Source organism: Bradyrhizobium australafricanum (genome assembly GCF_020329495.1).
In the GTDB taxonomy this organism is placed as follows: Bacteria; Pseudomonadota; Alphaproteobacteria; order Rhizobiales; family Xanthobacteraceae; genus Bradyrhizobium; species Bradyrhizobium australafricanum.
Window position 1 is genome coordinate 1 of sequence record NZ_JAGKJL010000033.1, and the last position, 25,841, is coordinate 25,841.

Sequence of the window (25,841 nt, forward strand, 5' to 3'; positions counted from 1 at the left end):
AACAGTCGATTGTCCGCAGCCGTACGTCCCGGGTCGCCAGCTTTCCCCGGCAGCAGTGGCGCAATCCTCGCCCATTGCGCCTCCGTCAGCTCATATCGTTTCGCCGCCACCATCTGCTCCGTGTCTCGAATCACGGAACTCTATGAATCAGCGATCAAACCGCTTGGGAATCCTGAATGTCGATCGGTCCTAGTGCAGATGAGTAAGTTCTCTGCGGTTTTCGGCCAACTCTTTGAGAAGACTCCGCAAAGACTGCGGAGGATATGTATATACGCTAGTGCGAAAGCAGGGACCCATACGCCGCAGCGGGTGTTGTGAGCGGGACTCGTCGCTCCAACGCCGCGGAACAAGCAGTATTTGAAAACGCTCTAGCTCAGAAATTCCGCAAAGGCGCTGCGGCGGAAGAAGAAGCGGCCGTGCGATGACATGATGAGCGCGGCGGTCGTGCGGCCGATCATTTGCGGCCGGCCGCGCAACGCGAGACGCAGATTGGCCTCGCCGGCCGCGCGGTCGCCCATTTCCAGAAGACTGGCGGAGAAGCTGAGACGCGTCAGCGGGTCGTCGGGGCGCTGCGCCACCACCTGGCGGTAGAGATCCGCCGCGGCAGCATATTCGCCATCGAGCAGCAGTACACGCGCAAGCGCGGCCAGAACATCGGGATGTCCCGGCGCCGCATTGCGCAACTTCTCCAGAATCTCGCGCGCCCGGCCACGCTCATTGCGTTGGGGCAGCAACTGCGCCAGCAGCAGCTGAAACTCGAGGCTCCCCGGCGCGAGAGCAAGCGCGCTCTCAATGACGGCAACCGCCTCGTCGATGCGACCGGCCGAGTGCAATTGCCCTGCCAACGCCTGGAATGCGGGCAGGTAGGGCGGCCGCCGCGCGGTGGTTCGCCGCAGCACGTCGATCGCCTCGCTGCCGCGACCGGCGCCGCCGAGCGCTGCGCCGAGCAGGGTCTCGAGGCCGGGATCCTCGACGCGGCGCACGGCGCGCTCGAGCGGTGCGATCGCCTCCTCGTTGCGGTTCTGGATCATCAGCGCCCGTGCCAGGATCGAGGCCGCGCCGACATCGGTCCGGTTTGCCTTCAAGACCTCCGCCGCCAGCCGCTCGGCTTCGACGACCTGTCCCATCTGCAATGCGACCACGGCGCGTTGCAGTACCGGGGATGGGCTGGGCCCGCGATTGGAAGGAGGCGGCGGTTTCGGCATGCGGTCCGTCGTGAGATGGTTCTTGTCAGCCGTTATCACTGCCGCCGACGGAGCGTCCAGCGAAAGTCGCATCCGGACACCGAGATACCGTCCGGTTCCAGCCTCGACCGACCGATTTCATGCATCCCTGCGGCTGTCAGGCGACAGGGGATCCACCCTCCCCCTGCAATTTTTCGACTGCTTAACCTATTCAATCTAGCTTGGGTTGCCATCACAGGGCCCGGCCTGATGCTCGCAACAACGCTCGAAACAATTCAGTCGACGGACTCGAAGCGCACCAACTACACGCGCGGAATCCTCGTGATGCTGGTCGCCGCCCTCCTGTTCAAGGTTGTGTGGTTCTCCCAGCTGGGGCTGGGGCACGGCCGCGAACTGGTCGACTTCGCCGCCTTCTACATTACCGCAAAGCTGGTGTGGCTCGGCGACCTCGACCAGGCCTATCAATTCGCGAAGCTCGCTATCATCGAGAAGCAGGCGTCGGGCGGGCACGACGGCTTCATGCCATGGACCTATCCGCCGCAATTCAACCTGCTGCTGGCTCCGTTCGCGCTGGTCCCGTTCGGAATGGCCTATCTGTTGTTCATGGCCTCGACGCTGGCTGTTTACCTCGCCGTGCTGCGGCGTCTTGCCGGAAACCGGTTCGTGCTCGTGCTGATCGTTTTCTTTCCGACGATCGGGGTCACGCTGGCATGCGGCCAGAACAGCTTCCTTACCGCCGCACTGATCGGGCTGGTGTGCCTGTACTTCGAAGAGCGACCGATGCTCGCGGGCGTGGCCCTTGGTCTGATGATCATCAAGCCGCATTTCGCCGTCGCCTTCGCACTCTATGCCATCCTGCGGCGCTCGTGGATCGTCGTGATGACGGCGGGCACCGTCGTGCTGATCAGCTCGGCGATCTGCACGGCGCTGTTCGGCATGCAGATCTGGACCGTGATGCTGCAGGGCGTGCACGATTCGTCGGTATTCCTGCGGGAAGCCTATTATCCGCTGTATCGAATGGTCTCGGCCTATGCCGCGTTGCGAACCACGGGGTTCTCCGCATCGGCAGCGTTTATCGGCCAGGGCGTCGTCGCCGTCCTTGCGCTCGGCATCGTGCTGGTCGCGGCCTACCGCAAGATGCCGGTGCGCGAGAGTCTCGGCCTGACCGCGATCGTATCGGTCTGCATCAGCCCCTATGCGTATGATTATGACTTCCTGATCTTCAGTATCGGAATGGCGCTGCTGTTGCCGGCGCTTCAGACTAAGGCCCGCGAGTGGGAACGTGCGATCATCTATGCCGCGCCGATACCGATCGGAGCCTTCGGCTACATGCACACGGTCCATAACAACACGCCCCGCACGGACGTCCATTGGGTCGACGTGATTTCGATCGGAGGCTTCGGAATCGCCGCGCTGATCACGCTGATCGTCGCAATCCTGCTGCTGCGCGAGTCAAGCAGCGGCTCTCCCGTTCCGGCGCAGGGTCCTCTTGCGAGGATTTGAGCACCCGGCGCGACACCCCCCGCGATCACGCAACGCTCACGGCGCCACCATTTCGAGACGATCGCGCGCCGGCAGGGTCGACGCGAAAGCCTTCAGCGCGCCGGCGACGAGTTCCGGCTCCGCAACCGGCGTGACGTAGAAGCTTACGTCACCGCGCGCGCCGGTCACCGGAATCGTGTGCAGGATCGCGACCTTCCTCCAGTTCGCCGGCACGCCCTGCGCAAACCAGCTGTCGTAGATCATGGCGACGCCGACATGATGCCCGTCGGCGAGCGCGGCCATCTCGGCCGGGCCGTAGCGGCCGGCGCGCTTCGCCTTGCGCACGCGCTCCGAACCGAGCCCCCACAAATCCAGCACAAAGTTCGGATTTCCCCAGGCAACGAGCCCAAGATCGTTCACGGCAACCGGCCGCCGGTAGAGCTGTTGGGCGAAGCGCCCCAACTGATAATGCTGCTCGTAGACGCCGCGCGAGGCAAACGGCGTCTCCAGGGCGGCGCTGACATAGCCCACGCTGGCAAAACCGGCGAGCCCGACGCTGGCGAGCGTCGCGGCGGTCCATTGCGGGACGCTCAAGACCGCTCGCGCGCGTGCGACCGCGTAGAGCAGCGCCAGCACCGCAAGCGCAACGATGTAAACCTCATACCGGTAGAACCAGCCATATTGGCCAAAGCCGAGATGCGCAGCGATCGCGGCGAGCACCGTCGCACAGACGATCAGGGCACCGCGGTCGGAGCGCAGCAGCGCCATCGCGGCGGCGAGCGCAAGACCGAGCAGCATCAGCCTGAAGCCGGCGGGATCAGCGAAGCTGTCGCCGAGATTGCGGAGGATGGAGGCGAACACGCCGCTTCCTTCATAGCCGGATTCGGCGATGCGCGATTTGAGCAATACCGAACTCGGCAACAGCGGGAGACCGAGCGAGGCCATTCGCGCGAAATACGCGGCGAAAGCGCAGAGCGTGACGGCAGCGGCCGCGGCCGCAAAACGGCGCTGGCCGAGCAGAGCAAACCCCATCATCGCCGCGATGGCGAACGCGATTCCCTCGAAGCGAATCAGCGGCAGCAGCACCAGCGCCGCGAAATGCATGGCGGTCGGCGACCGTCCGCGCGCGGCTTCGGTCAGGCCGCCGAAGGTCGCGACCGTGGCCCAAACGTGAAGACTGTGCTCCATGCCGGTCATGGGCAGCGCGATCGCGCTTGACGAAAAAATGGCGAGCAACGCGACGAAAAACAGCAGCGCCTTCTCTCGGCCGGGGTCGAGCAGTTCAGCCGATTCAAGGATGCGCAGGAAAGCCACGACAGTCGCTGCCGCAGCCGCGGCATTGATCAGGAGCGGACCGAATGCGCCAAGATGCAGCGTCTCCGTCACGGCCAGCAGATAGGGCCAGATGATCGACGAGCTTGGCGACGAGACCTCGGACGCATTGACGCCGTAGCCGCCGGACCGGATGTGATCGGCGACGGCGAGGTGGATGTAGGGATCGTCGAGGGTGAAGATCAGCCTGCCGTCGCAGAGCGTGACGCTGAAGATCAGCGTCGCCGCGAACAGCATGAGCCACAGCGATGCCGTCACAAGCGGGACGCTCTGCCGGATCGCGCTGGATCGCGGGAACGACGCGTGGTTGGCGGCGACACCGGGCATCAGATACGCATCCGTTTGAAGATCGTCTCCGGCAGCGCGCAGATGATCGCCATCACCAGGCGGAAGCGGCGCGCCACATAGATCACGTCACGCGGCCTCGTCACATCGGCCCGGAAGATATCCTCCGCGACCCGATCCGGCTGCACCGTCAAGGGAGCCGGCAGCTTCATATGCGCCGTCATCCTGGTCCGCACGAATCCCGGCTTGACGGTGACGACACGGACCTTGCCCGCAAGCGCCAGGCGATTGCGCAAGCCGGACAGGAATTGCGAGAAGCCGGCCTTGGCCGCGCCGTAGTAATAGTTCGAGGCCCGCCCGCGATCGCCGGCGACCGAGCTCACGCCGACGATGGTGCCCGAGCCGCGCGTCGCGAAGGCTTGCGCGAACAGTTCGAGCAGCAGGCTGGGCGCCTCGAAATTGGTGCGCATGATCTTCGTCGCAAGCTCGGGATCGGTCTCGGCACGCGATTGATCGCCGAGCTCCCCGACAACGCATACGACGGTGTCGGGAAGTGGCGAAAGACCGGCGACGAAGCCGCCGAGCTGCCCGGTCTGCAGCACGTCGAGCGCGACAACCGAGGTTTCGGTACCGCTTCGCGTCTTGATGTCGTCCGCATTGCGCTGCGCCGCCCCGATATCGCGGGCGGCGAGCATCACGCGCCATCCGTCGCTGGCATAGCGCAGCGCGGTCGCGTGCCCGATGTCCGAACTGCCGCCAATCACCAGAATTGATTTTGTACCGGTCATCAAATTCCAAGCCGTGCTGAAAGATGGGACACGAGGCGGGTATTCGCCCCGGTCTGCTGGCGGATGTCCCGCAACGCCGCAAGGCCGGGATATCCGGATTCGAATGTCGCGCGGGACTGCCGCGCGTCCTTGGCGAGATAGAGCCGGCCGCCGGCATCGACCACCAGCGCGTCGAGCTGGTCAAGAAACCCGAACAGCGCGTCGCTGACCGGAAAGTCCATCGTCAGCGTGTAGCCGCGGAGCGGAAACGACATCGGCCCGCTGCCTTCGCCGAGCTGCTTGAGCACCGCGAGAAACGACGCATCGCCGCGCCGCGACACACGATCGAGAATTTCGGCGAGAACGCCGCGCGCACGGTCGAGCGGGATCACGCATTGATATTGCACGAAGCCGCGCCGGCCGTAGATCCTGTTCCAGTCGGCGATCGCATCGAGCGGAAAGAAATACGGGTCCCAATGGACCAGCCGCGGCTTGCCCGAATGCGCGGCGCCGCAGCGGAAGTACAGCTCGTTGAACACCCGCATCGATGCGCGATTGAGCAGCCATCCCGGAAACAGCTCCGGGACCGCGAGCCGCGACGTGCGGAGGCTGGGAAACGCTTCGAGGCCGGGTCCCAGCATATCCTTGTCGCGGCGCGTGGCGTGCTCGGCGAGATAGACCAGCGACCGGCCGAGCGCCGCGCCGCGCGCGAGGCAGTCGATCCAGGCCACCGAATAGGTGGTCGATGCGCTGCTTTCCAGCTGATCGATCGCCGCGTCGAGATTGCCGGCGACGCGGGTGTCCTGCCGCAGCCAGGCGGTCTCGATCGGCAGCAGCCGCAGCGTCGCGTCGAGGATCATGCCCGTCAGGCCCATGCCTCCCAGTGTCGCCGCGAACAGCGCGGCGTTTTCCGATCGCGAGCAGGTGACGATCTCGCCGCCCGGCAGCGCGAGGCGGAACGAATCGACGATGGTGCCGAAGCCGCCATCGCGATGATGGTTCTTGCCGTGAACGTCGGCCGCGATCGCGCCGCCGACCGTCACGAATTTCGTGCCGGGCACGACTTTGAGGAAGAAGCCGCGCGGCTCGAAAACGGCAAGGATGTCGGCGATGGTCACGCCGGCTTCGACCGTCAATCGCGCGGTTGCGGCATCGAAGCTCCGCATCCGGTTCAGGCCGCGCGACGAAATCGTCGATTGCGTTCCGATCGCAGCATCGCCATAGGCCCGCCCGGCCCCGCGCGCGACGACACCAGACCGCGCAAGCATGTGGTCCCGCGCGCCTGCGGGCGTCTGCGGCGCCAGCAGTTCGGACGACGCCTTCGGATAGTTGCCCCAGCCGGACAGGCCAATGCCGCCCGGACTGGAGGTCGACATCACAGCTCCTGGTAACGCAGCCCCCGGCATCGCTAGATGGCGGCGAGCATGATGGCGCCGATCGCGCCGAGCGCGACCCAGCTGACGCGATCCCTCAGCGCAAAGATGACCGGATCGTCGTCGATCAATCCGCGCTGCGCGAACAACATCACGCGGCCGATCCAGTACATCAAGATCGGGCAACCGACCCAGAGCAGTTGCGGATGGCTGTAAAGCGCGCGCACCGTATCGGACGAGATGTAGAGCGTGAAGATCACGACGGCGTTGAAGCCTGACGCGGCGGCGAGGATCGCGATCATCGATTTGTCCCCGACCTGGTAGCCGCGCGCCGCCAGCACGGCGCCGTCCGGCTGGCCGGCGAGCTCGATATAGCGCTTCACCAGCGCCAGCGACATGAAGATGAACAGCGAGAAAGCGAGCAGCCATTCCGACATCGGCACGCTGATCGCGACGGCGCCGCCGATCACGCGGACGGTGTAAAGCGTGGCGAGCACGACGACGTCGACGGTCGCGATGCGCTTGAGCCAAAGCGAATAGGAGGTGGTCAGCGCGAAATAGCCGAGCAGGACGCCGCCGAACTCGATCGATATCGACATTGCGATCGCAAATGCGGCGACCAGCGCCAGGGCCATCGCGCCGACGGCCCGCGATGCCGGGATGGCGCCGCTTGCGATCGGGCGGTTGCGCTTGGTCGGATGCGCGCGGTCGGCCTCGACGTCGAGAAGATCGTTCAGGATGTAGGCGCCCGACGCGCAGAGCGAGAATGCGATCACGGCAAGCAGCGACGTCGCCGCCGATCCCAATGCGAATTTGTGTGCGGTCAGCAGCGGCACCAGCACGAGGGCGTTCTTGGCGTATTGATGCACCCTGAACAGCTTCAGCCAGCTGCGCATACTGACGCGCATACTGACCCGCGCGGGCGCGGACGGCTCGGATCGAGCGGAGCGCGCGAGGCGCGATGCGGAATCGGGCAACGCGACCGCCGCGCTGCCGATATAGTCAAAGCCCTGCCGAAGCACGGGCGGCAGCTCTTCGCGCTGCGCCGGCGGCAATTGACGTTCCGGCGCGGCGGCCCAGGCGGTGAAGACGCCAAGATGCTCGGCGACCGCGCTGACGAACGGCTCGGGATAGGTTTCCGAGCAAAGGTAGACCGGGCGGCCTGCGCCCAGCACCTGCAGCAGGAACCTCACCGCGTCGTGGTCGAATTGCGCCCGCAACGGATCGAACCCCGATGGATCTGCACCTTGCGCTGATCGCGCTTGCGATCCAAGGGAAGCGGTGATCGCCGCGGCGAAAGCGCGAAGGCGGCGGATCAGATCGGATGCGATATCGGCGGGGACGGAGCTTCCCCGCACCATGAGCTCGTCGACATCGACGACGAGCGGCCGGCCCTTCGAACGCAGCGGATCGCGAAGGGCATCGCCGCCCCCCTGCTCAACCCGTTCTGGAACGCTAGCTCGCATACGTGCGGTCTTCCGGTGCCCCCTCCCCATTGTCCCGGGCTTTCCCTAATTTGGGGTGAACTTGATCTCGGGTGAACTTGGGGGGAGCGAACGCCGGGCAGATGGCGCCGGAATGCGTGTTGAAAAGCCTCGCCGGCAGCGCGCGGTGAGCGAAAAATGGCGATCCCGGGAAGACTCGAACTTCCGACCTACGGTTTAGGAAACCGTCGCTCTATCCGGCTGAGCTACGGGACCGCACCGCCCGCAGCGAAGCATGCGGGCGTCGCCATCCCATAGCAGAGCTGCCGGGTGATCGCCAGCCCGCGCCACATCGGGCGCGCGCGAAGTTACGCGAGGTTTGGCGTGTCGCGCGTTACGCCACCTGGCGTGCCGGATTCGAGGCGGCATCCGCGCTGGCCCGACGCGCCGGGAGAAACTCGATGGCTTCATCCTTCAGCGAGCCGAAGCGCAGCGTCATGATATCGAGAGCATAATTCTGGTAGAGCCGCCACGGCCGGCGCGAGCCCTGCTTGGGGAACCTGGCGGCGGCGCGTTGGATGTAGCCCGAGGAGAAATCCACCCAGGGCAGTTCGGTCACGGTCGGATCGTTCCGCCGCGGCGTAACCTGCGCGTAGCCGTGCGCCTTCATGTGGTTGAGAATACGGCAGACATATTCGCAGGTCAGGTCGCATTTCAGCGTCCAGGATGCATTGGTGTAGCCGAAGGCGGCGGCGAGGTTCGGCACGCCCGAGTACATCAGCCCCTTGTAGTTCATGGTCTTCGACAGATCGACTCGCGCGCCGTCGACATTGATCTCGAGTCCGCCGAGCACCTGCAGATCGAGGCCGGTCGCGGTCACCACGATGTCGGCGTCGAGCACATTGCCGCTCTTGAGCTTGATGCCGCCGGGCGTGAAGGTCTCGATCTGGTCGGTGACGACGGACGATCTGCCGTTGCACAGCGATTGGAAGAGATCGCCGTTCGGGACCAGGCAAAGCCGCTGGTCCCACGGATTGTAGCGCGGCGTGAAATGGGTGGCGATGTCGTAGTCGGGGCCGAGCGCGTGACGCACGCCGCCGAGGATCAGCTTCTTCACGCGCTCCGGATCGCGCTTGCAGAGCCGGTAGAAATACATGCCGAACAGCACGTTCTTCCAGCGCGTGAGGCCGTAGGCGAGTTTCGCGGGCAGCCGCGCGCGCAGCCAGTTGGCGACTTTGTCCTCGTCGGGCCGCGCCACGACATAGGTCGGCGAGCGCTGCAGCATCGTGACATGGGCGGCGGTCTTGGCCATTTCCGGCACCAGCGTCACCGCGGTCGCGCCGCTGCCGATCACCACCACCTTCTTGGCGGCATAGTCGATGTCGTCGGTCCATTTCTGCGGATGGACGACGCGGCCGGCGAAATCGGCGATGCCGGGGAAGTCGGGCGTGTAGCCGTGTTCATATTTGTAGTAGCCGCTGCACATGAACAGGAAGCTGCAGGTGAAGCGCTCGATCGTCTTCTCCGGCCCGCGCTCGACCTCGACCGTCCATTGCGAGTCGGCGGACGACCAGTCGGCGCGCACGACGCGATGGTTGAAGCGGATGTTCTTGTCGATGCCGTAGACGCGCGCGGTCTCGCGCACATAGTTCAGGATCGACGGGCCATCGGCGATCGCCTTCGGCTCGGTCCACGGCCGGAACGAATAGCCGAGCGTGTACATGTCGGAGTCGGAGCGGATGCCGGGATAGCGGAACAGGTCCCAGGTGCCGCCGATGCAGTCGCGGCCTTCAAGAATGGCGTAGCTGCGGTCAGGGCAGTTGGCCTGCAAATGGTAGCCGGCGCCGATGCCCGACAGTCCCGCGCCCACGATCAACACGTCGAAATGAATGGACACGCCTTGACCCTCCCGTGGCAGTATTGACAATACATATTGTCAGATGACTTGACATCTGACAATGCCTCGTGTCAATACACTTTCATGGCAAGCAGCCGGAAAGCCCGCCTCTATGGCGGTATGGACGCCGAGGAACGCCGCGCCGAGCGGCGGCTCAAGCTGATCGACGCGGCGATCGAGGTCTATGGCGAGGTCGGCTATCGCGGCGCCACCGTGAAGGCGATCTGCGAGGCGGCCGAGCTGACCGAGCGCTATTTCTACGAGTCCTTTGCGAACAGCGAGGCTCTGCTGATCGCCGCTTACGGCCATGTCGTCGGCCACCTGCACGAGGAAATGACCGCGGCCGCTGCAGCCGCAGGCGACGATGCCGAGATGAGGCTGCGCGCGGCGCTGACGCTCTATTTCACGCGTCTGAAGCAGCACCCGAAGCCCGCCCGGGTCTTTCTGCTGGAAATTTCAGGCATCAGTCCGGCGGTCGATGCCGTCAAGCTCGACGCCTTGCGCGTCTTCAGCGACATCCTGGTGCCGCCGGCGCTCGACCCGAAGCGCAGCGGCAAGGGCGCGGCCGCCTCGCTGCTCTCGGTCGGCATGGTGGGCGCCGTCATCTCGATCGCGCTGCGCTGGGTGTCGAAGCAATATCCGCAGGCCGTGGAAGAGGTCGTCGCGATCGCCGCCAGCTTCTGCCGCGTGGCGCTGACCGAAGCCGGCCACCGTGAGGATGGTCACTTATCGTAGCGGCCGGATCGCACCGGCCAGCGGGACCCGCCGATTTTCGATCATGTTTCGCCAGCGCTTGCGGACCCGGCCCCTAGCCTGTCGCTGATTTAACTTGCATATCGGGCCCTTGGGTTTTCTTATGCCCGGTACCGGGCGCAACGAGGTGCAGCCTGTTTCGCCTGACAAAACAACGCTGTTTGCATCGGCGGAGCTGAATTTTGGTCGATCTGCACAGGCTTGACGATGTGACCGCGCGCCTCGGCGATGTGGTTCTCGATCCCTCGACCTGGCCGTCCTTCATGGACGAGGTCTGCGCCGCCGTCGGCGCGACCGGCGCTGCGATGCTTCAGAGCGATATCCGCACTGAAGACATTCCGCGCACGGACTCGATCACCGAGTATTTCACCAAGACCTACTTCCCGCACAATCTTCACCTCACCGACATCCGCGCGGCCCGCGGCGTGCCGCTGATGCATGCTGGCGTCGATGTCATCACCGATGCGGATCTGTTCGAATCCGAAACCGAGATGCTGCGCGATCCGCTCTACGCCACGCTCGGCGAGTTCGGACTGAAATGGTTCGCGGCGATCGGCTTCCACTCCGGCCCGGCGTTGTGGGCACTGACGATCCAGCGTTCGCCCAGGGAAGGCTTGTTCGACGCCGACGAGATCAAGGCGCTGCAAAGGGTGTCGGCGCCGCTCACGGAAGCCGCGACGCTCTCCGCCGTCGTCGGCCGCTCCGCGCTCTCGGGCATCACCGGCGCGCTCGATCTGATCCAGGTCGCTGCGATTGCCGTCGGCCGCTTCGGCACCATCATCGGCATGAACAGCCAGGCGGAACGCTGCCTCGGCTACGACCTTGCGATCCGCAACAATCGCCTCACCCTGCTCGACCGGCAGGCCAATGCCGATCTGACCAGGCTGATTGATCAGTTGGCCCACAGCTCGGACCTGCACCCATTGCCGTCGTCGCCGATCGTGGTGCGCAGGATCGACAAGCGGCCGATCGTGATCCAGATCCAACCGGTGCCTCCGGCGGCGCGCTCGCCGTTCCTCGGGGCGCGCGCGATCCTGTTGATCCGCGATCTCGAAGGCAGCGCCGCGTTCGATCAGGCGCTGCTGGCGGCGACGTTCGAGCTGACGCCGGCGCAGGCACGCCTCGCCGCGCGGCTTGCACGCGGCGATTCGGTCGAAGCGGCCGCGCAGGCGGCCGGCGTTGCCCTTGCCACCGCGCGCAATCAGCTCAAGACGATCTTCCAGAAGACCGGCACCCACCGGCAGGCGGAACTGGTTGCGTTGCTGCACAGGGTGAAGTGAACGATTAAAGGCGAATTGTTCTGATCTCCGGCCCGTTCCGATGAGATTCTTCAATTATTCCAATCGCGAAGGCTGTGTTCCATCAGCCGCGGCAACATTCCACAGGTCGGGAAAATCGTCGGGTTCCCGGGTGACAAGTGTCACTAAAATGGCGACAATCTGCTCACTCTGTGTCGTTCGGGTTTGGTCTCAATGTCCGTGATGCCGTCACGATCATCGACGTTGGCTGTTGCCGCTTTCGCCGTCGCTTGCGTGCTGGCGCCGACGAGCGCGCACGCGCAATGGTGGCGCGGCGGCCCGAAGGACTTCGAGGACTGCGCCGACCTCGCCGAGAAGGCGAAGACCAGGGAAGACAAGACCGCGCAACTCGCCGATTGCAACGCCAAGTTCGCCGGCCGTCGCAAGCCCGGCGGTGGCTACACCTATTACGACTTCATGCAGGACCGCAGCTTCGACATCGCCGGTCCCAATCCGACGCCGGACGAGCAGAAGAAGATCGACCAGGAATATACCGGCTACCTCGAGCAGCAGCGCCGCTCGCGTATCGTCGCGGCGTTCAATGCGAAGCAGCTCGAGCGGCAGGAGACACAGCCGGTGCGGCCGCCGCAGATCCAGCAGGCGTCATTGCACAATGAGCCGGTGCGCAGTGAGACTGCGAAAGTCCCCGTCCCCGCCGCAAGGCCGGTCAAGCCGCGGGTCGCTGCCGTCCCCATTCCCGAGCCGCGGCCGCGGACAAGCAACTGCGTGAAGGGTACGTTCTCCTGCGAATGGCCGCGGCTTTCCGAGGGATTGGACGGCCTGAAGAAGCTGTTCACGCCGACACCGCCGCCACCGACCAAGGTTGCGAAGCGAAACTGACGGTTCGCTTAGTCATTCTGGGGCTCGCGCAAGCGAGAACCCGGAATCTCTCTGCCGTCGAGATTCCGGGTTCGTCGCTTCGCTCCGCCCCGGAATGACACCGCAGGCTCAATCGGTAATCACCATCGCCCAAAACCTGCGGTACGGCGACTTCGGATTGTCGACGAAGGCGACGCCGACGCGCTTGGCGCCCGGCATCAGCAGGTTCTCGCGATGGCCCGGCGAATTCTCCCACTGCTTCAGCATCTCGGCGAAAGCGATGAAGCCGGCGCCGATATTCTCGGCGGCGCGCTGCTTCTTGAGCGGCGCGATGCGCGTGAAGAAGCTGCCGCCCGCGGAGTGGCTGACCGATCCGGTCGCCGACATCGCCTGCGCCTGCTTCAGCGCCATCGCGTTCAGCTTCGCGTCGAGCTTCACCGCGGGCATGCGGTTGGCGCGCCGGTAGGCACTAATCGAGCCGGCATAGTCGGCGGCGCCTGCGGCCGTGGTGAAGCCAAACACGAAGGTGAGCGCGAGGAACAGCAGCTTCATCTGAAGTTGTCTCTGTAATGGATCAGTGCGCGCGGGTGCGCTTGTGGTGTCGGGGCGCGACCGATCGGTGCGCAGGCGTGGCCGCTCGGCTGGCTGCCGCGGCCGCCGCGCGCTGCTCCTGCAAGCGCGCATCATAGCCAGGCGACGGTGTCACGGTCGGCGGCGCCGCGCGGACCGGGCCGGCCGCGAGCGCAACAAGCGTGAACAGCATGATGCTGGACCGTTTCATGATGTCATCTCCTCTGTTGTTCGATCGACGTGGCGGACGATCATCGGCGTTCATGGTCGCCGCCATCGCGGATCTGTTCGGGCGTTAGCCCCGGCGAGCCCTTGCCGTCCGCCTCCGCCTTCCGGATCAGCGCGATGACGCGGCGCGACAATGGCGCCTCGAGCCCGCGGCGATCCGCGATCGCGGTAATCACGCCCTGCAAATAGTCGACCTCAGTGCGGCGGCCGCGCTGCAGATCCTCCCACATCGAGGAGCGCGCCTCGGGATCGATCTTCACGGTGCGGCCGAGCAGCATGTCGAACAGCGCATCGGGCAGCCGCAGCAAAGGCGGCATCCAGCTCGACGGCAGCGGCGTCGGCGACACCGGCGCAATGCCTTCGGCGCGCACCGCAGCCAGGCCCTCGGCCATCTGATCGGCAAGCAGTCGTCGCCAGCCGCGCTGCGCGAGCTGTTGCCGCAGCGGAATATTGGACAGCGCATTGAGCGCATTGTTGAGATTGACGATCAGCTTGCCCCACTGCACGCCGTCGATATCGCCGGTGGGCTTGATCGCAAGGCCCGGCACCGACAGCCGCGCCGCGGTGCCCGCGTCATCCTGCGCGATGACGATGTCGCCGGAGGTCGAGCGATGGAAGCGGCCGTCGCCGAGCGCGACCACGTTGAACGGCACCATGCCGCCGAGCACGTTGCGGCCCGGCAAACGGTCGCGCAGCAAGGGCACATTGCCGACGCCATTCTGCAGGCTGATCACCGCGGCATCGTCAGGCGCGTGGCGCGCGATCACGTCGGCCATCGCAGCGGTGTCGGCGCTCTTCACCGTCACCAGCACGGTCTGGACGTCGGACAAGATCGACGGATCGTCGGACACAATGAGCCGGTCCGCGGATACCGTCCGCTCGGAGCCGTCAAAGCTGCTGACCCGCAAGCCGTTGCCTGCGATCTCCTGGATCAGCCGCGGCCGCGCCAGCAGCACGACACGGCGCCCCGCAGCCGCGAGCGTGCCGCCGACGAAGCAGCCGATGCTTCCCGCGCCCGCAATGCCGATCGGCCGGTCCTCGTTCATGTGGCCAAACGTCCATTCATCATTGGCTCGATAGCAGACCTTGGGTTGCCTGCCTATTTCGACGCACCGCGGGCCGGGTGGCCCGCCTTGTAACCGTCATGGGCGGAAGCTATGTTTCCCGCTCGGGGCACGGTTGCGGCAGGAGACGATCATGGGTTTACTCGACGTACTCAACGGCATGCAGAACGGCCCGCGCGGTCCGAGCGCGCCAAGCACCTCATCCGACAGCTCGAGCGGCGGCGGAATGTCACCGATGACGATGGCGATCCTCGCGCTGCTCGCCTGGAAGGCGGTCAAGCATTTCTCCGGCGGCCAGGCGGACGCGAGCGCCCCTGAGCCGAAGCCGGAGCAGGCGCCGCCGCTTCCTCCCGGCAACGTCACCGCAGGCCTGCCCGGCGGCGCCGGCAGCGGCGGGCTCGGCGATCTGCTGAAGGGCGGCCTCGGCGGCCTGCTCGCCGGCGGCGCAGCCGGCACCGTGCTCAGCGGCGGCCTCGGCGATCTGCTCAATCAATTGCAGCAGAAGGGTCATGGCGACGCGGCCAATTCCTGGGTCAGCAACGGTCCCAACAAGCAGATCGCGCCCGGCGATCTCGCCAACGCGCTCGGCGCCGACCAGATCAACTCGCTGGCATCGCAGAGCGGCTTGTCGCGCGACGAACTGCTGCAGGGCCTCAGCCAGTATCTGCCCGACGCGATCAATCATCTGACGCCGGACGGCCGGCTGCCGAGCGGCGACGAGCTGCACCGCAGGCTCTGACGGTAGCGTTGATTCCATCTGAGGAGGACGACAGTCATGGGCGGCATCATCTGGGTCATCATCGTCGGCTTTGTCGCGGGGATCATCGCGCGATTCCTGTCGCCGGGACCGAACAATCCAAGCGGCTTTATTCTCACCACCGTGCTCGGCATCGCCGGCGCGTTTCTTGCGACCTTCATCGGCCAGGCGATCGGCCATTACGGTCCCGAACAAGGTGCCGGCTTCATCACCGCCACGATCGGCGCGCTGGTGGTGCTGTTCATCTGGAACCGGCTGGTCGCGGCGCGCGTGATCCCGGATATCGGCAACAGATGACGCCTTAGGCGTCATCCTCAACGGTCATTCCGGGGCTCGCGAAGCGAGAACCCGGAATCTCGAGATTCCGGGTTCGATGCTGACGCATCGCCCCGGAATGACCGAATAACCGCAAAGCCTGTCTCAAAATGCAAATGCCCGGGCCTCGCCCGGGCATTTTCGTTTCGGCAAACCGCTCCGCAGCCGTGTCACTGAATCAGATGCATGCCGGCGTCCATGCGGACGAACTCACCGGTCATGTTGCTCGAGGCCGGGCTCGCCAGGAAGCAGACCAGGTTGGCGATGTCTTCGGCCGTCGAGGCGACCTTCAGCGGCACGCGCGCCACCACGGCATCGCGCACCTGCTTGGCGCCGGCCTCGCCGCGGCCCTTGGTGAACCAGGGCGTATCGATATAACCCGGACACACCGTGTTGACGCGGATCAACGGTGCCAACGCGCGCGCCAGCGACTGCGTCATGGTGTTGAGCGCGCCCTTGCTCGCGGCATAGGCGACCGACGAACCACCGCCGGAGATGCCTGCAACCGAGGAGACGTTGACCACAGCCGACGGACGGCTAGATGCCTTCGCGCCGGCTTCGAGCAGCGCGCGCGCGGCACGAACCATCTGGAACGGGCCGATGGTGTTGACGGCATAGATGCGCTGGAAATCTTCCGCGGTCAGGCCGTCGAGATCGTGATGCGGCACGTGCTTGGTGGTGCCCGCATTGTTGACGAGCACGTCGAGGCGGCCCCAGCCCTGCGCGGCGGCTGCGATCTTCTTGCAGTCCTCATCGCGCGAGACGTCGCCCTGCACCACCAGCACCTCGGCGCCCTGCTTGCGGCAGGCTTCCGCGGTCGCCTCGGCTTCCGCCTTGCTGTTGGAATAATTGATGATGAGGCGCGCGCCCTGCGTGGCGAGGATTTGCGCGGTGGCGGCGCCGAGTCCCGATGCCGATCCCGTCACGATCGCGCACAAACCATCCTTGGACATCTGCATTTTCCTTGTTGTTGTGAGCCAGATGAACTCCGGCGGCGGCACACCATATCGCGTGGAACGACATCTGCAAGCCGCGCCCAAATCCTCACGTATAGGCATTCAGCCCCTTTTGCAGGCTGGCCCACTGCGCCTCGTCATGGCCGCAGATGATCTTGACGCCGGACGCCTCGAGCCTGGCGATTTCGTCGAGCGACTTCAGGAACTGGTCGACATCGAGGCTGTTCCTCGGCGAGGTCCGCTGGTCGAGATTGGCGCGCACACTGAGCGCGTCGGAGGCGAGCAGGAATTCGCCGCTGTTGTCGAGCTTGACCAGCGCGCCGGTCGTTCCCTTCGAGTGTCCGGGCAGCGGGACCAGCGTCAGCTTGCCGTCGCCGAACACATCCATCTGCTTATCGAAGATCTCCATCTTCAGCGGATGATCCCAATCCGCCTTGATGTATCCGCGATCGAACGCGTTATCGGCATTCGCGGCCTCGATCTCGAGTGCGTGGACGAAGATCGTCGCCTTCTTGAAGAAGGCGTTGCAGCCGCAATGGTCGGTGTGCAGGTGGGAGCAGATCACCACGTCGATGTCGTCAGCGCCAAGGCCAACGGCCGTCAGGCTGGTCAGCACATGATCATCCGCCGGCATGATCGGGCGCATGTATTTGGCGAGCGTGCCGAGCCGTCCTTCAGGATTGGTCGCGACATCGGGATGGCATCCGGTATCGAACAGCACATTGCCTTGCGCATGCCGCAACAGCACGCAGGCGACCGGAAGCTCGATCATCTCGCCGCGCGCCGCATCGGGCAGATAGGTCCGCTTCGACATCTGGAGACGGCCGCCCGACAACATATGCATCTTCATCTCGTTACCTCCATTCTTGCTTCAAACTACATATGAGTTTTATGAAAACTCATAATGGATTTGACAGCATACTATTCGTCCTTATAGCTTCCGCGCAACGTCGCGATCGCATGACAAATGCGCTCAACGAAGCACCCGGGCTCCTTCGGATCGGCATCGTTGGCATCGATCAGCGGCCGTCAAAGGGAAGTTTCGCCACGATGTACACCGTGTTCAGCACGTTCGCTGCGACATCCGATGCGGCAGCGTTCAAACCCTTTCTCTGCATTCCCGCGCGTGCCGACCGCGCATACTTTCCCGACGGCATCGAACTGTCCTATGGCGACATTGCGCGGCAGGTCTGCGCATTGCGCGATCAGTACCGCGCAGCAGGCTTCGGCCACGGACACCGCGCCTGCCTGCTGCTGGAGAACCGGCCCGATTTCATCGTGCATTGGCTGGCGCTCAACGGCCTCGGCGTCTCGATCGTTCCGATCAACCCGGCCTATCGCGCGGCGGAAATCGCATACCTGATCGCGCATGCCGAACCCGACCTGATCGTCACGCTGGCCGATCAGAAGGAATTGCAGAAGACGCTGACCGGCGACATTCCGCTGCTCATCGTCTCCGGTGACGATCTCGGCGCCGGCGTCGAGACACTCCCGCACGCCCAGCGGCCGCCACCGCGCGCCGACGAGCCGGGAAGCGAGACCGAGGCTGCGCTGCTCTACACCTCCGGCACGACGGCGCGCCCGAAGGGATGCATCCTGACCAATGAATACGTGGTCTCGACCGGCCGCTGGTACGTCAGCCACGGCGGCGAGGCGACGTATCATGCCGGAACGGAGCGCCTCTACAGCCCGCTGCCGCTGTTCCACATGGCCGGCCTGACGTTGACTCCGATCGCGATGATGTTGACCGGCGGCTGCCTGATCCTGCCGGAACGCTTCAACGCGAAATTTGCCTGGCGCGACATCGTCGCATGCCGCGCCAGCGTGCTGCATTATCTCGGCGTGATCGTCGCGGCCCTGCTGGCGCAGCCGGAGACGCCGGACGAGAAAGCCCATGCGCTGCGCTTCTCGATGGGCGTCGGCGCCAATCCCGAGCAGCGCGCGCGGGCCCGCGAGCGCTTCGGCATCCCCTTCGTCGAAGGCTGGGGCATGACGGAGACCGGGCGCAGTCCGTTCAACACGGTCGAGCCGCGCCATCTCGAGACCAACACGATCGGCCGCAGCGTACCGGGGCTCGAAATGACGATCCTCGATGCCGACGGCAATGCTCTGCCGGCAGGCGCGGTCGGCGAACTCTGCGTGCGCCACTCGGAAGCGACGCCGCGGCGCGGCTTGTTCTCCGGCTATCTGAAAGACCCCGAGGCTACCGAGCAGGCCTGGCGCGGCGGCTGGTTTCACACCGGCGACAGCGCCTGGCAGCACGAGGACGGCGCCTTCGTGTTCGTCGACCGGCTGAAGCACCTGGTCCGGCGCGCCGGCGAGAACATCTCGGCGGCGGAGGTCGAGGCCGTGCTGACGACGTCGCCTCTGGTCAAGCAGGCCGCCGTCGTCGCCGCGCGCGATCCGATCCGCGACGAGGAAGTTGCGGCCTTCATCGTGAGCAACGACGGCGCCGATGCTTCACGCGAGCTCGCGCAGGACATCTTCCGCTTCTGCCGCGAACGCCTGGCGGCGTTCAAGCTACCGGCGTGGATCGCTTTCGTCGCCGAGTTGCCGCTGACCTCGACCAACAAGATCCAGAAGCACGTGCTGCTCGGCGCGGACAGGGATCCGCAGTCGCATCCGGGCATGATCGACCTGCGGCAAGACAAGACCAACGCCATAAGGCAATCGAACTAGAGGAAACCAGGGACAATGACATCGAGATACGGATGGATCGCCGCGAGCGCTGCAATCCTCTCAGTCGCCTTCGCCGCCGCGCCATCCCACGCGCAGATTTCCGACGACGCGGTGAAGATCGGCGTGCTGACCGATCAGGCCGGCCTCTACGCCGACGCCGCCGGCCCCGGAGCGGTCGAAGCGGTCCGGATGGCGATCGCGGATTTCGGCGGCAAGGTGCTGGGCAAGCCGATCGCGATGGTCGATGCCGACCATCAGAACAAGGCGGACATCGGCGCCGGCATCGCGCGGCGCTGGTATGAGCAGGAGAATGTCGACGTCATCGTCGATTTCGCCAATTCCGCCGTCGCTTTCGCCGTGCTCGAACTCACCAAGCAGAAGAACAAGGCGATGCTGGTGTCGTCGGCCGGCTCCTCCGATCTGACCGGCAAGGGCTGCTCGGCGAATTCGGTGCAGTGGACCTACAACACCTATGCGCTCGCCAACAGCACGGTGCGGGCGCTGGCCAAGGAAGGCGCGAAGAGCTGGTACTTCGTCACGGTCGACTACGCCTTCGGCCACGCCCTGCGCAACGACGCGGCCAAGACCGTGGAGAAGGTCGGCGGCAGCATCGCCGGCGAGGTGCGGCATCCGCTCAACAGCATGGATTTCTCGTCCTATCTGCTGCAGGCCCAGAGCTCGAAGGCTGACGTGATCGCCTTTGCTAACACCGGCGGCGACCTCGCCAACTCGATCCGGCAGGCGCAGGAATTCGGGATGGCGCACACGCAGAAGCTCGCGGCCTTCCTGATGCAGACCAGCGACATCCACGCGATCGGTTTGCAGGCCGCCCAGGGGCTGCAGCTCGCGACCGCCTTTTATTGGGATCTCGACGACAAGACCCGCGACTTTGCCGCGCGCTTCATGGCCAGGACCAAGAAGCGGCCGACCATGGTGCAGGCCGGCCTCTACTCCGCGGTGATGAACTATCTCAAGGCGGTCGAGAAGTCCGGCACCGACGACGGCCCCAAGGTGATCGCGCAGATGAAGGACATGCCGATCGACGATTTCTTTGCCCGCAACGCATTCCTGCGCGAGGACGGCCAGCTCATCCACGACATGTATCTCGTGCAGGTGAAATCGCCGACCGAATCGAAGGGCGCCTGGGATTACGAGAAGCTGGTTCAGGTGATTCCGGGCAAGGAGGCGTTTGCGACGCCGGAGGAGAGCGCCTGTCCGCTGCTGAAGAAATGACTGCGCGCACGAATCCACGCACCACAGGCAAGAAACCACAGGCAAGGCTGGACATCCCATGACTGAGCTGCCGCTGCTGTTCACCCCGCTGCAACTGCGCGACCTCGAACTGAAGAACCGGATCATGGTCTCGCCGATGGCGACCTATTCGGCGCAGGAGGGGCGCGCCACCGATTGGCACACCGCGCATATCGGCAAGCTCGCCGCCGGCGGCGCCGGCCTCGTGTTCGTCGAGCAGAGCTCGGTGAACACCCAGGGGCGCATCACCCATGGATGCCTCGGCATCTGGGACGATGCGCACATCGCGGACCACGCCGCCCTCGCCGCGCTGATCCACAGCTTCAACGCCAAGGCCGCGATCCAGATCGCACATGGCGGCCGGAAAGGCTCCTCGCAGCGGCCGTGGGAAGGCGGCAACCCGCTCGGCGAAGCTGACATCAAGGCACGCGGCGAAGGCCCATGGCAGATCGCGGCCTCGAGCGGCATTCCCTTCGATGACGGCTGGCCGGCACCGCAGATGATGACTTCAGAGCAGATCGATGCCCTGGTGGACGACTATCGCCAGGCATTTCGTCGCGCCAGGGCGGCCGGCTATGACGTCATCGAGCTGCACTGCGCGCACGGCTATCTGATGCACTCGTTCCTGTCGCCGCTGGCGAACAACCGCAACGACGAGTATGGCGGGTCGCGCGAGAACCGCATGCGCCTGCCGCTGCGGATCGCGGCGATCATGCGCGAGGAGTGGCCCAGCCATCTGCCGGCCTTCGTCCGCATCTCGTCGGTCGACGGCGTCGACATCGGCTGGTCGATCGAGGACTCGATCGCGTTTGCGGCGGAGCTGAAGGCGATCGGGATCGACATGGTGGACTGCTCGTCGGGCGGCATGAAGCTACCGCGCGGCAATTCGCTGGTGTCGCGCACCCCGGGCTTCCAGGTGCCGTTCGCCGAGCGCATCCAGAAGGAAGTCGGCATGCCGACGGTGGCGGTCGGGCTGATCCGCGAACCGGACTACGCCGAAGCCATTTTGCGGGACGGCAAGGCGACGCTTATTGCACTCGGCCGCGAACTGCTGTGGAATCCGAACTGGCCCGCGCAGACGGCACTTGCGCTCGGATGCGATCCGGAGTGGACGATTTGGCCCGAGCAATATGGCTGGTGGCTGAAGCGGCGGGTGGCACAGCAGGGACGATAGCGATGCCGGTGGCGAAGAAAGACTTGGCGAAGGCCGGCACGGCTGCCGGCGCGCGGACTTTCGACCGCCCCGATTTCCCCGGCGACACCTCGCGCGACCTGCCGAAGATGGACAATGCAGTCAAGTCGGCGCGGCGCGTGTTCGACGTGCTCGAATTCTTCGAGGAGCACCAGCGCGCCGCCTCCGCGATCGAAGTCGCGGCCGCGCTCAAGTTCCCGCAATCCAGCACCTCGGCGTTGATGCGGACGATGACGGCGTTCGGCTATCTCCACTATGACACCAGCCGCCGCACCTATATCCCGACGCCGCGGATCTCGATGCTGGGGCACTGGCTGAGCCCGGCGTTGTTCACGAAGGGACGCCTGGTCAATCTGATGGAAGAGCTCTCCGCGCGGACCGGAGAGACCGTCATGCTCGCGGTGCGCAACGGGCTCAGCGCGCAGTATGTCCATATCATTCAGGCCAAGCTGCCGATGCGGCTGTATGTCAAGGCCGGAACGCTGCGGCCGCTGGCGCGATCCGCGTCGGGTTACGCGCTGCTGTCGGCCTATCCGGACAAGGAGGTGCGCCGCCTGGTGCGCCTGATCAACGCCAACGAGAGCCGGCCCGATCGTCAGGTCGACATCAAGGCGCTGCTGCTTGAGCTGAAGAAGGTCCGCGCCAAGGGGCACGCCTTCTCGCTCGGCCTGGTCACGCCGGGCGCGGGCGCCGTCGCCATGAACCTGCCGCCGATTGCGGAATCGAACGAACCGCTGGTGCTGTGCGTGGCTGGATTGAACGACGCGCTGGTCACCCAGGAGACCGAGTTCGCCGACCTGATGCGGAAGGCAATCGAGTTTCACCTGGCGGACTGAACTTATGTCGGCGGCCGGTTTGCGCGTGTGCGTGGCATACAAACGGGGACCATCGAAAGTTCACTATGCGGAATTCATGCGCCAAGTCCGGCTTCATGCCATCCGCGCAAGTGGCCCTGCGGGCAGCGCTTGTCACGGCTATGGCTTTTCCGCATCATTGAGCGCAAGACAACATCGCAAGCAGGGCATGGCCGAACAGCCAGCCCGAGCCAATCAACACGAGGAACGCTGTGGCGGAGAGTGAAAACATCGTCGCCGAGACCGCGGAAAAGATTTTCGCCGATCTCGCGGATGCCCAAACCATCAATCACGACAAGCAGGGCGCGTGGAAGGCGCCGCTGTGGCAGGCGCTGACCGAAGCCGGCCTGCCGCTGTCCTGGGTGCCCGACGATCTCGGCGGTTCCGGCGCCAGCCTCGCCGAAGGATTTAGCGTCCTCAACGTCGCTGGGCGGCATGCGATCGCTGTTCCGCTGGCCGAAACAATGCTAGCCGGCTGGCTGCTGACGCAAGGCAAGATCGCTTCACCGGAAGGCGAGATGACGGTGGTGCCGGCAAGCCCGAAGGACCGCGTCACGCTCAACGCCGACGGAAGCCTCTCTGGCCGCGCCCGCGGCGTGCCGTTCGCCAAGGAGGCAAAACATTTCGCGGTGCTGGCAAGCGGCAATGGCGGGGTGTCGGTCGCGCTGGTCGATGCCGCGAAGTGCCGGATCGAGTCCGGCATCGGGCTTGGCGGCGATCACAACGACACCGTCACGCTCGACAAGGTGCAGCCGGTCGCCACCAGGCCGGCGCCGAAGGGCTTTGACCAGACCACGCTGATGCTGATGGGCGGCGTGGTGCGCAGCCTGCAAATCGCCGGCGCGCTGGAAGCGATGCTCGACATCTCCGTGCGCTATTCCAACGAGCGCGTCGCCTTCGAGAAGAAGATCTCGAAATTCCAGGCGGTGCAGCACAACCTCGCGCGGCTCGCCGGCGAAAACGCCGCGGCACTCGCCGCCGCGACCTCCGCGGCGGACACGATCGTGAACGCCAAGTCGCTGGACACTGGTGCGGTGTTCCTGGAAGCCGCAGCGGCCAAGGTCCGCTGCTCGGAAGCGGCGGAGAAGGGCAGCGGCATCGCGCATCAGGTGCATGGCGCGATCGGCTTCACCATCGAGCACATCCTGCACCGCTATTCGCTGCGGGCGCTGGCCTGGCGCGACGATTTCGGCTCGGAGAGCTACTGGGCGGTCGAGCTCGGCAAGCTCGTCGCGAATCGTGGCGCCGATGAATTGTGGCCGCTGGTGGCTTCGCGCTGAGATCAGGCAGAAAGATCAGGACTGGACATCATGACTGCAGCCCTTCGTTTCGATCCGATCCGCCTGCCGGAAAAATGCGAGCAGCTCCGCAAGGAGGTGCGCGCCTTCCTCGCCGAGGAAATCGCCGCCGGCACCTTCGATCCCCACGCGCCGAACCGCGAGGACAATGACGCGCCGGAATTCTCCCGTCGCGTCGGCGCCAAGGGCTGGCTCGGCATGACCTGGCCGAAGAAATACGGCGGCCAGGAGCGCTCGTTCCTCGAGCGCTACGTGGTGACCGAGGAGATGCGGGTGGCGAACGCGCCGACCCGGCGCTTCTTCGTCGCCGACCGCCAGAGCGGGCCGGTGCTGCTGAAATACGCGCCCGAGCACATCAAGATGGATATCCTGCCGCGCATCTGCCGCGGCGAGGTCTGCTTCGCCATCGGCATGAGCGAGCCGAACTCCGGGTCCGACCTGTTCGCGGCGAAGACCCGCGCGACCAAGACCGACGGCGGCTACCTGATCAACGGCACCAAGATCTGGACCTCGTCGGCGCACATCGCCGACTACATGATCGCGATCTTCCGCACCTCGCCGCCGACCAAGGAAAACCGCCGCCACGGCCTGACCCAGTTCCTGGTCAAGATGAAGCAGCCGGGCATCCAGGTGAATCCGATCGGCCAGATCACCGGGCAGTTCGAGTTCAACGAGGTCGTGTTCACCGACTACTTCGTGCCCGACGATCACGTGCTGGGCGACGTCGACGGCGCCTGGAAGCAGGCAACGTCGGAGCTCGCCTATGAGCGAAGTGGTCCCGAGCGGTTTCTCGAGACCTATTACGTGCTCACCGAGCTCGTACGCGCGGTCGGCAAGAACCCGGACACCCGCAGCGCCGAGGGCATCGGACGCCTGGTGGCGCAGGTGCACACCATGCGCCGCATGTCGGTGTCGGTTGCCGGCATGCTGCAGGCCGGCAAGGAGCCGGTGGTGGAGGCGTCGATCGTCAAGGACATCGGCACGGTGTGGGAGCAGCAGCTGCCGCATCGCGTGCGCGATCTCGCCGCGTTCGTCGAGGAGACCGCGACCAACCGCGAGACGCTGGAAAAGCAGCTCGATTTCGCCATCAAGACCGCGCCCAAGCTGACGATCCAGGGCGGCACCACGGAAGTGCTGCGCGGCATCATCGCCCGCGGACTTGGTCTGCGCTAGCCGCGCCGGCTCGCCTGCGCTAATTCAACGAGGACAGATCATGACCAAGTACACTGATATCGGCGTCGAAACCCACGGCCATGTCGGCCTGATCGAAATTCGCAAGCCGCCGCTGAACTTCTTCGACGTCGCGCTGATCAATCAGATCGCCGACGCGCTGGAGGAGTTCGACAACAATATCGAGATCCGCGCCTCGGTGCTGGCGGCGCAAGGCAAGGCGTTCTGCGCCGGCGCCAATTTCGGCGATCCCGCCCGCCAGGAGCAGGAGGAGCGCGCCAAGAGCGATCCGGCCTCGAACCTGCCGATCAACCATCTCTACGTTCAGGCGGTGCGCATCTTCCGCAACAAGAAGCCGATCGTAGCGGCGATCCATGGCGCCGCGATCGGCGGCGGCCTCGGCCTTGCCGTCTCCGCCGACTTCCGCGTCGCCTGCCCCGAGGCGCGCTTCTCGGCCAACTTCACCAAGCTCGGCTTCCATCCGGGCTTCGGCCTGACCGCGACGCTGCCGGAGCTGATCGGCAAGAACAATGCCGAGCTGATGTTCTACACCAGCCGCCGCGTCACCGGCGAAGAGGCCTATCGCTGGGGCCTCGCCAATGTGCTGGTGCCGCAGGATCAGGTGCGGGCGGAAGCGATGAAGCTCGCGCAGGAGATCGCCGAATGCTCGCCGCTCGGCCTGGTCTCGACCCGCGCCACCATGCGCGCCGGCCTTGCCGACCGTGTGCTGGCCGCGACCAACCATGAGCTCGCCGAGCAGACCAAGCTGCGCGCGACCGAAGACTTCAAGGAAGGCGTCAAGGCCACCGCCGAGCGCCGCGTCGCCAACTTCAAGGGGCGGTAGCCGCAAGCGCCGCTCTCTCCACGGGTCGGCCCGGCGAAAGCCGGGACCC

At 65.3% G+C, this 25,841-nt stretch carries 24 protein-coding genes, 1 tRNA gene and 1 pseudogene; 13 read left to right on the plus strand and 13 right to left on the minus strand.

The features are described 5' to 3' along the window. Together J6525_RS26420 and J6525_RS26425 are read right to left on the minus strand one after the other, a co-directional pair. Positions 1-113, minus strand: a pseudogene (locus J6525_RS26420) (IS5/IS1182 family transposase); the annotation flags it as partial. Positions 114-368: 255 nt separating this feature from the next. Further along, a complete protein-coding gene (locus tag J6525_RS26425; protein WP_225646862.1) occupies positions 369-1,205 on the minus strand; it encodes a tetratricopeptide repeat protein in 837 nt (278 codons plus the stop codon). Positions 1,206-1,433: 228 nt separating this feature from the next. Between J6525_RS26425 and J6525_RS26430 the strand changes: the two genes are divergently transcribed. Then, entirely contained in the window at positions 1,434-2,687 is a 1,254-nt protein-coding gene (locus J6525_RS26430) for a glycosyltransferase family 87 protein (protein ID WP_225646863.1), read from the plus strand. A gap of 36 nt (positions 2,688-2,723) precedes the next feature. On the opposite strand, the gene J6525_RS26435 is transcribed toward J6525_RS26430, so the two are convergent. From J6525_RS26435 to J6525_RS26460, 6 genes are all read right to left on the minus strand, one after another. Beyond that, the gene (locus J6525_RS26435; protein WP_225646864.1) at positions 2,724-4,325 is read right to left on the minus strand and encodes a DUF8728 domain-containing protein; all 1,602 of its coding nucleotides are present in this window, start codon (positions 4,323-4,325) and stop codon (positions 2,724-2,726) included. Further along, complete coding sequence (locus J6525_RS26440) at positions 4,325-5,071, minus strand: SDR family oxidoreductase (RefSeq protein ID WP_225646865.1); 747 nt, start codon at positions 5,069-5,071, stop codon at positions 4,325-4,327. The genes J6525_RS26435 and J6525_RS26440 overlap by 1 nt, the downstream gene beginning before the upstream one ends. After that, positions 5,071-6,426, minus strand: coding sequence for an FAD-binding oxidoreductase (locus J6525_RS26445; protein ID WP_225646866.1), 1,356 nt, complete (start codon positions 6,424-6,426; stop codon positions 5,071-5,073). The genes J6525_RS26440 and J6525_RS26445 overlap by 1 nt, the downstream gene beginning before the upstream one ends. Before the next feature lie 32 nt (positions 6,427-6,458). Then, positions 6,459-7,889 (minus strand): UbiA family prenyltransferase, encoded by a 1,431-nt coding sequence (locus J6525_RS26450; RefSeq protein WP_225646867.1) that lies wholly within the window; start codon positions 7,887-7,889, stop codon positions 6,459-6,461. Between the two features lie 157 nt (positions 7,890-8,046). Continuing rightward, positions 8,047-8,123: transfer RNA gene (locus J6525_RS26455), tRNA-Arg, on the minus strand. Positions 8,124-8,241: 118 nt separating this feature from the next. Next, entirely contained in the window at positions 8,242-9,744 is a 1,503-nt protein-coding gene (locus tag J6525_RS26460) for a flavin-containing monooxygenase (protein ID WP_225646868.1), read from the minus strand. 84 nt (positions 9,745-9,828) lie between these two features. On the opposite strand from J6525_RS26460, the gene J6525_RS26465 reads away from it, so the two are divergent. From J6525_RS26465 to J6525_RS26475, 3 genes are all read left to right on the plus strand, one after another. Next, positions 9,829-10,479 (plus strand): TetR/AcrR family transcriptional regulator, encoded by a 651-nt coding sequence (locus J6525_RS26465; protein ID WP_092083175.1) that lies wholly within the window; start codon positions 9,829-9,831, stop codon positions 10,477-10,479. 200 nt (positions 10,480-10,679) lie between these two features. Next, a complete protein-coding gene (locus J6525_RS26470) occupies positions 10,680-11,777 on the plus strand; it encodes a helix-turn-helix transcriptional regulator (protein WP_057020156.1) in 1,098 nt (365 codons plus the stop codon). Between the two features lie 192 nt (positions 11,778-11,969). Then, positions 11,970-12,635, plus strand: a complete 666-nt coding sequence (locus J6525_RS26475; protein WP_225646869.1) for a hypothetical protein — start codon at positions 11,970-11,972, stop codon at positions 12,633-12,635. Positions 12,636-12,743: 108 nt separating this feature from the next. Here the strand turns inward: J6525_RS26475 and J6525_RS26480 are convergent, their stop codons facing one another. From J6525_RS26480 to J6525_RS26490, 3 genes are read right to left on the minus strand one after another with little or no spacing between them, the layout of a single operon-like run. Continuing rightward, on the minus strand, positions 12,744-13,166 hold the full coding sequence (locus tag J6525_RS26480; RefSeq protein ID WP_092083172.1) for a CAP domain-containing protein: 423 nt from the start codon (positions 13,164-13,166) through the stop codon (positions 12,744-12,746). Positions 13,167-13,188: 22 nt separating this feature from the next. Continuing rightward, entirely contained in the window at positions 13,189-13,395 is a 207-nt protein-coding gene (locus tag J6525_RS26485; protein ID WP_092083171.1) for a hypothetical protein, read from the minus strand. A gap of 40 nt (positions 13,396-13,435) precedes the next feature. After that, entirely contained in the window at positions 13,436-14,458 is a 1,023-nt protein-coding gene (locus tag J6525_RS26490; RefSeq protein WP_225646870.1) for a 2-dehydropantoate 2-reductase, read from the minus strand. A 151-nt stretch (positions 14,459-14,609) separates the two neighbouring features. Between J6525_RS26490 and J6525_RS26495 the strand changes: the two genes are divergently transcribed. Further along, positions 14,610-15,215 (plus strand): YidB family protein, encoded by a 606-nt coding sequence (locus J6525_RS26495; RefSeq protein ID WP_092083224.1) that lies wholly within the window; start codon positions 14,610-14,612, stop codon positions 15,213-15,215. A 36-nt stretch (positions 15,216-15,251) separates the two neighbouring features. Next, positions 15,252-15,530: a GlsB/YeaQ/YmgE family stress response membrane protein gene (locus tag J6525_RS26500; protein WP_024582682.1), complete on the plus strand. Its 279-nt coding sequence runs from the start codon at positions 15,252-15,254 to the stop codon at positions 15,528-15,530. Between the two features lie 188 nt (positions 15,531-15,718). Here J6525_RS26500 and J6525_RS26505 read toward each other — a convergent pair whose 3' ends face one another. Both J6525_RS26505 and J6525_RS26510 read right to left on the minus strand, forming a co-directional pair. Beyond that, a complete protein-coding gene (locus J6525_RS26505; RefSeq protein WP_225164107.1) occupies positions 15,719-16,501 on the minus strand; it encodes an SDR family NAD(P)-dependent oxidoreductase in 783 nt (260 codons plus the stop codon). A 91-nt stretch (positions 16,502-16,592) separates the two neighbouring features. After that, entirely contained in the window at positions 16,593-17,354 is a 762-nt protein-coding gene (locus J6525_RS26510; RefSeq protein WP_225646871.1) for an N-acyl homoserine lactonase family protein, read from the minus strand. A 200-nt stretch (positions 17,355-17,554) separates the two neighbouring features. Between J6525_RS26510 and J6525_RS26515 the strand changes: the two genes are divergently transcribed. The 7 genes from J6525_RS26515 to J6525_RS26545 all read left to right on the plus strand — a co-directional run bounded on the left by J6525_RS26515 (position 17,555) and on the right by J6525_RS26545 (position 25,792). Further along, positions 17,555-19,183, plus strand: coding sequence for an AMP-binding protein (locus J6525_RS26515; RefSeq protein WP_225646872.1), 1,629 nt, complete (start codon positions 17,555-17,557; stop codon positions 19,181-19,183). A gap of 15 nt (positions 19,184-19,198) precedes the next feature. Continuing rightward, on the plus strand, positions 19,199-20,416 hold the full coding sequence (locus J6525_RS26520) for an ABC transporter substrate-binding protein (protein ID WP_225646873.1): 1,218 nt from the start codon (positions 19,199-19,201) through the stop codon (positions 20,414-20,416). 58 nt (positions 20,417-20,474) lie between these two features. Further along, positions 20,475-21,608, plus strand: coding sequence for an NADH:flavin oxidoreductase/NADH oxidase (locus J6525_RS26525; RefSeq protein WP_225646874.1), 1,134 nt, complete (start codon positions 20,475-20,477; stop codon positions 21,606-21,608). Positions 21,609-21,610: 2 nt separating this feature from the next. After that, complete coding sequence (locus tag J6525_RS26530; RefSeq protein ID WP_225646875.1) at positions 21,611-22,462, plus strand: IclR family transcriptional regulator; 852 nt, start codon at positions 21,611-21,613, stop codon at positions 22,460-22,462. A gap of 230 nt (positions 22,463-22,692) precedes the next feature. Beyond that, complete coding sequence (locus J6525_RS26535; protein ID WP_225646876.1) at positions 22,693-23,760, plus strand: acyl-CoA dehydrogenase family protein; 1,068 nt, start codon at positions 22,693-22,695, stop codon at positions 23,758-23,760. 30 nt (positions 23,761-23,790) lie between these two features. Further along, positions 23,791-24,951, plus strand: a complete 1,161-nt coding sequence (locus tag J6525_RS26540; RefSeq protein WP_225646877.1) for an acyl-CoA dehydrogenase family protein — start codon at positions 23,791-23,793, stop codon at positions 24,949-24,951. Positions 24,952-24,991: 40 nt separating this feature from the next. Next, the gene (locus tag J6525_RS26545; RefSeq protein WP_028341859.1) at positions 24,992-25,792 is read left to right on the plus strand and encodes an enoyl-CoA hydratase/isomerase family protein; all 801 of its coding nucleotides are present in this window, start codon (positions 24,992-24,994) and stop codon (positions 25,790-25,792) included. Positions 25,793-25,841: the final 49 nt, after the last annotated feature.

What these genes read in the sequence shown, in the direction of transcription:
- J6525_RS26425 (WP_225646862.1), bottom strand. Translation starts at nt 1,205, where the DNA reads ATGCCGAAACCGCCGCCTCCTTCCAATCGCGGGCCCAGCCCATCCCCG.
- J6525_RS26430 (WP_225646863.1), top strand. Translation starts at nt 1,434, where the DNA reads ATGCTCGCAACAACGCTCGAAACAATTCAGTCGACGGACTCGAAGCGC.
- J6525_RS26435 (WP_225646864.1), bottom strand. Translation starts at nt 4,325, where the DNA reads ATGCCCGGTGTCGCCGCCAACCACGCGTCGTTCCCGCGATCCAGCGCG.
- J6525_RS26440 (WP_225646865.1), bottom strand. Translation starts at nt 5,071, where the DNA reads ATGACCGGTACAAAATCAATTCTGGTGATTGGCGGCAGTTCGGACATC.
- J6525_RS26445 (WP_225646866.1), bottom strand. Translation starts at nt 6,426, where the DNA reads ATGTCGACCTCCAGTCCGGGCGGCATTGGCCTGTCCGGCTGGGGCAAC.
- J6525_RS26450 (WP_225646867.1), bottom strand. Translation starts at nt 7,889, where the DNA reads ATGCGAGCTAGCGTTCCAGAACGGGTTGAGCAGGGGGGCGGCGATGCC.
- J6525_RS26465 (WP_092083175.1), top strand. Translation starts at nt 9,829, where the DNA reads ATGGCAAGCAGCCGGAAAGCCCGCCTCTATGGCGGTATGGACGCCGAG.
- J6525_RS26475 (WP_225646869.1), top strand. Translation starts at nt 11,970, where the DNA reads ATGTCCGTGATGCCGTCACGATCATCGACGTTGGCTGTTGCCGCTTTC.
- J6525_RS26480 (WP_092083172.1), bottom strand. Translation starts at nt 13,166, where the DNA reads ATGAAGCTGCTGTTCCTCGCGCTCACCTTCGTGTTTGGCTTCACCACG.
- J6525_RS26485 (WP_092083171.1), bottom strand. Translation starts at nt 13,395, where the DNA reads ATGAAACGGTCCAGCATCATGCTGTTCACGCTTGTTGCGCTCGCGGCC.
- J6525_RS26490 (WP_225646870.1), bottom strand. Translation starts at nt 14,458, where the DNA reads ATGAACGAGGACCGGCCGATCGGCATTGCGGGCGCGGGAAGCATCGGC.
- J6525_RS26495 (WP_092083224.1), top strand. Translation starts at nt 14,610, where the DNA reads ATGGGTTTACTCGACGTACTCAACGGCATGCAGAACGGCCCGCGCGGT.
- J6525_RS26500 (WP_024582682.1), top strand. Translation starts at nt 15,252, where the DNA reads ATGGGCGGCATCATCTGGGTCATCATCGTCGGCTTTGTCGCGGGGATC.
- J6525_RS26505 (WP_225164107.1), bottom strand. Translation starts at nt 16,501, where the DNA reads ATGTCCAAGGATGGTTTGTGCGCGATCGTGACGGGATCGGCATCGGGA.
- J6525_RS26510 (WP_225646871.1), bottom strand. Translation starts at nt 17,354, where the DNA reads ATGAAGATGCATATGTTGTCGGGCGGCCGTCTCCAGATGTCGAAGCGG.
- J6525_RS26515 (WP_225646872.1), top strand. Translation starts at nt 17,555, where the DNA reads ATGTACACCGTGTTCAGCACGTTCGCTGCGACATCCGATGCGGCAGCG.
- J6525_RS26520 (WP_225646873.1), top strand. Translation starts at nt 19,199, where the DNA reads ATGACATCGAGATACGGATGGATCGCCGCGAGCGCTGCAATCCTCTCA.
- J6525_RS26525 (WP_225646874.1), top strand. Translation starts at nt 20,475, where the DNA reads ATGACTGAGCTGCCGCTGCTGTTCACCCCGCTGCAACTGCGCGACCTC.
- J6525_RS26530 (WP_225646875.1), top strand. Translation starts at nt 21,611, where the DNA reads ATGCCGGTGGCGAAGAAAGACTTGGCGAAGGCCGGCACGGCTGCCGGC.
- J6525_RS26540 (WP_225646877.1), top strand. Translation starts at nt 23,791, where the DNA reads ATGACTGCAGCCCTTCGTTTCGATCCGATCCGCCTGCCGGAAAAATGC.
- J6525_RS26545 (WP_028341859.1), top strand. Translation starts at nt 24,992, where the DNA reads ATGACCAAGTACACTGATATCGGCGTCGAAACCCACGGCCATGTCGGC.